The organism is Burkholderia sp. LMG 13014 (assembly GCF_905232215.1).
Classification (GTDB): domain Bacteria; phylum Pseudomonadota; class Gammaproteobacteria; order Burkholderiales; family Burkholderiaceae; genus Burkholderia.
Genome location: NZ_CAJNKE010000607.1, coordinates 1 through 3,458, shown reverse-complemented (window position 1 = coordinate 3,458; position 3,458 = coordinate 1). Strand labels below are relative to the sequence as shown.

The 3,458-nt window shown below is 67.7% G+C and carries 5 protein-coding genes; 2 read left to right on the top strand and 3 right to left on the bottom strand.

What is annotated here, in order from left to right; all coding sequences use genetic code 11:
• On the bottom strand, positions 1-1,229 hold a 1,229-nt coding region (locus JYJ84_RS31770), incomplete at its 3' end, for an MFS transporter (RefSeq protein ID WP_205189939.1).
• A gap of 159 nt (positions 1,230-1,388) precedes the next feature.
• Positions 1,389-1,769: a DUF5594 family protein gene (locus JYJ84_RS31765; protein ID WP_122945988.1), complete on the bottom strand. Its 381-nt coding sequence runs from the start codon at positions 1,767-1,769 to the stop codon at positions 1,389-1,391.
• Positions 1,770-1,886: 117 nt separating this feature from the next.
• Here JYJ84_RS31765 and JYJ84_RS31760 point away from each other — a divergent pair, with 117 nt between their 5' ends.
• Positions 1,887-2,288, top strand: coding sequence for a hypothetical protein (locus JYJ84_RS31760; RefSeq protein ID WP_114177744.1), 402 nt, complete (start codon positions 1,887-1,889; stop codon positions 2,286-2,288).
• A 191-nt stretch (positions 2,289-2,479) separates the two neighbouring features.
• On the opposite strand, the gene JYJ84_RS31755 is transcribed toward JYJ84_RS31760, so the two are convergent.
• Positions 2,480-2,815 (bottom strand): hypothetical protein, encoded by a 336-nt coding sequence (locus JYJ84_RS31755; RefSeq protein WP_122945987.1) that lies wholly within the window; start codon positions 2,813-2,815, stop codon positions 2,480-2,482.
• Positions 2,816-2,957: 142 nt separating this feature from the next.
• On the opposite strand from JYJ84_RS31755, the gene eco reads away from it, so the two are divergent.
• Positions 2,958-3,458, top strand: coding sequence for a serine protease inhibitor ecotin (gene eco, locus JYJ84_RS31750; RefSeq protein WP_122945986.1), 501 nt, complete (start codon positions 2,958-2,960; stop codon positions 3,456-3,458).

Genomic DNA, 3,458 nt, shown 5'->3' with positions numbered 1-3,458 from the left:
GCGGCGCCAAGCGTCTGCCCGGTCAGCCGCGCGGTGCTCAGCATGCCACCCGCACCGCCGCTGCGTTCGCGCGGCGCCGACGACAGCATCGCGCGGTTGTTCGGCGACTGGAACAGCCCGAAACCTGCGCCGCACAGCGCCATCCGCCACACGATGTCGACGGTGCCCGGGTGCGCGCCGATCGTCGCGAGCGACAGCAGCCCGGCCGCGAACAGCGCGAGCCCGATCCCGCCGAGGATGCCGGCCGAATAGCGATCCGACAGCACGCCCGCGAGCGGTGCGGCGAACACGATCACGAGCGGCCACGGCGTCATGTAGAGGCCCGTCTCGACCTGCGAGAAGCCGAGCGAGTTCTGCAGCCAGAACGGCAACGCGACGAACGCGAGCATCTGCGACGTGAACGACGCCATCGACGTATAGATCGACAGCGCGAACATCGGGATGCGCATCAGGTCGACTGGCAGCAGCGGCGCCGGCTGCGACAACTGGCGCTTCACGAAGAAGTAGCCGACGACGACCGCGACGGCCAGCTCGGCCGCGACGTACGCATGGCCTTCGCCGTGGCCGAGGCCGTCGACGGCCGTGATCAGCAGCCCGAACACGCATGCGTTCATCAGCGCGCTCGGGAAATCGTACGGCGCATCGTGCAGCGGGTTGGACGGCAGCGCACGCAGGCTGCCGAATACCGCGGCGATGCCGATCGGCACGTTGACCGCGAACAGCCACGGCCACGACGCGAACGACAGGATCGCGGACGCGACCGTCGGCCCGATCGCCGACGACAGCGCCACCACCATCGCGTTGATCGACAGCCCGCGCCCGAGCATCGACGACGGGTAGATCATCCGCACGAGCGCCGCGTTGACGCTCATGATGCCGGCCGCGCCGAAACCCTGGATCACGCGCATCACGGCCAGCATCGGCAGCGACCCGGCGAGCGCGCAGCCGAGCGACGCCGCGGTGAACAGCGCGAGTCCCGCGATGTAGATGCGGCGATAGCCGATGCGCTCGCCGAGCGACGCAAGCGGCAGCAGCGTGATCGTAACCGCGAGCTGATACGCGTTGACGATCCAGATCGATGCGGCGTCGGATGCGTGCAGGTCGCGCGCGATGGTCGGCAGCGCGACGTTCGCGATGGCGCCGTCGAGCACGGCGAGGGTGATGCCCAGTGCGACGCAGACGATTGCCCAGTAGCGTTGCGGAAGCGGCAGGCCGGTATCGGCGTTCATGGCGGGAGCAAATGCGTGGTTGTCCGCGCGCCCGGTTGCCGGTTGCGGGCGCAACCATGCGCAAGGGTGGAGGCGGCGATGAGCGGCCCGGTCGGCGCAACTGCACCGGAGCGGGGCCGGTCGAGTGTATCACCGGGCCGCATTGCGCGACGCCGGCACTCAGCCTTCGAAGTCGAGGCCGCCGAGCCGTACGAGCGGGGCGGCCTGCGTGCGCGACAGGAGATCGATGTCGCGCGCGCCCTGCCATGCGCCCAGCTTTTTCGGCAGCGCGGCCAGGTAGTGCTCGAAGCGCTGCGGGCCGTCCGGCTCCATCAGCCGCTCGATTTCGTCGGTGTCCCAGGTCAGCTCGAGGTTCAGCGGATGCTCGAAGCCGCTGACATGCTCGTGCGGCGCGCTGCGGATCTGCACGCACGTCGGGTGCCCGTGGCCGCCATACGGGACGACGTCGGTCAGCACGTGTTCGGCGAAGAAGGCGGCGATCGCCTGCGCGATGCGCGGGGCGAATTCGGTATCGAAACGACGGGCGGTTTCGGGCTGCATGAAGGCGTCTCCTGTATGCCGAAAATCGTAGCACGGCGGCGGCGCGTTTCGGTGTGCGTGATACCGGTAATCGCGCGTTACCACTTGCTGCATCTATTACGGCCGCGTGCCGCCACAATGCATCGCATCCAGTACCACTTCGCGTGGGAGTCCATCATGAAAAAAATTGCCGCAGTGTGTGTCCTCGCCGGTTCGCTTGCCGTGGCAGGTCCGGCGTCCGCGCATGGCCGCGATGGCGGCGCCGTCATCGGCGCATTGATCGGCGGCGCGGTGCTCGGCGCGATCGTGACGTCCGCGATGAATCCGCCCGTCGTGTATCAGGCACCCGCGTACCAGGCACCGGCTTATCAGCCGCCGACGTACTATCAGGCGCCCGCGTACCAGCAACCTGCCTACCCGACCTATCAGCAGGCGCAGTACCAGGACGACGGCCCGAACTATTGCTACGACCGCTACCAGCGCGCGTATGTGTGCGGCGCGCCCGTGTCGGGCGGTTACGCGCAACCGGCCGGCTGGTAAGCGGGCGAACGCTCGGCGGGTGAACGGTAGGCGCCGGCCGGCCCGCGCCTACGGTCACTTCTCAGCAGTGGACGACAAAAGGCCCTCGCTTGATGCGAGGGCCTTGGTCTATTGCGCGGGCGTCTGTTCGTCTGCGTGACGTATCGGCCGTCGGCGGGCCGTGCGCGGATACAAACAGTTGCAAATGTGCATCAGTGGCGATGGCCGCCGCCTCCGCCGCCATCGTTCCAGTCGCCGCGGCGCCCGTCGCCGTGCCCCCAGCCGTTGCCGCGGTTGCCGCGATCGCCATGATCGCCACGGTTGCCACGATCGCCGTCCCACCGATGGTAATCGCGCCGGCCGCGATCCCAGTCGCGTCCGCCGCCACCGCCGCCCCAGATATTGACCGTGCCGTACACGGGCGACGGCGCGTACCCGTAGCCGGGATCGGAATAGTAGGGCTGCCCGTAGCCGTATCCGGCGTCCGGGGCGACGACGCAGCCGGCCAGCAGGGTCGCTACGCCGGCGGCAGCAATGAGCTTCAGCATGATGTTCTCCGTTGGTTCCCCTATAAGTACCGCGCAAGCGAATTGCCAGCTGTTTGCAATTGTGTCGTCAAATTACAGCGTCGTAAGGTCGTGCGGCGAAAGTGTTAGCATCCGGGGCTCATTTGTTTTCAGGAGTACATCGATGAAATTCGCGATCCGTGCCGTGTTGGCCGCCTTCTGCGTGACGACTGCCGCCGCCTGCGTGGCCGGGCCTGCATCGGCGCCTGCCGTGCCGGCCGAGTCGATCAAGATGTTTCCGCAGGCAGCGGCCGGCCAGCAGCGCGTCGTGATCGCGCTGCCCGCGCTCGAGAACGAAGGCGATGCGCGCGTCGAACTGATGATCGGCAAGACGTTGCAGACCGACTGCAACCAGCAGTGGTTCGGCGGCGAGCTGACCGCCGAGGACGTGAAGGGCTGGGGCTATACGTACTATCAGCTCACCGACGTGAAGGGCCCGGCATCGACGCTGATGGCGTGCCCGGGCCAGGCGCCACAGCAACGGTTCGTGCAGGTGCGCGGAGACGGCCAGCTGCTGCGCTACAACAGCCGCCTGCCGCTCGTCGTCTATGTGCCGGACGGCTTCGAGGTGCGCTATCGCGTGTGGCATGCGTCGAAGGACGTGCAGCACGCGGCAAAGCAGTAA

Coding starts and splice junctions, on each gene's coding strand:
- JYJ84_RS31760 (WP_114177744.1), top strand. CDS start 1,887: ATGCATCGCATCCAGTACCACTTCGCGTGGGAGTCCATCATGAAAAAA.
- JYJ84_RS31755 (WP_122945987.1), bottom strand. CDS start 2,815: ATGCTGAAGCTCATTGCTGCCGCCGGCGTAGCGACCCTGCTGGCCGGC.
- JYJ84_RS31765 (WP_122945988.1), bottom strand. CDS start 1,769: ATGCAGCCCGAAACCGCCCGTCGTTTCGATACCGAATTCGCCCCGCGC.
- eco (WP_122945986.1), top strand. CDS start 2,958: ATGAAATTCGCGATCCGTGCCGTGTTGGCCGCCTTCTGCGTGACGACT.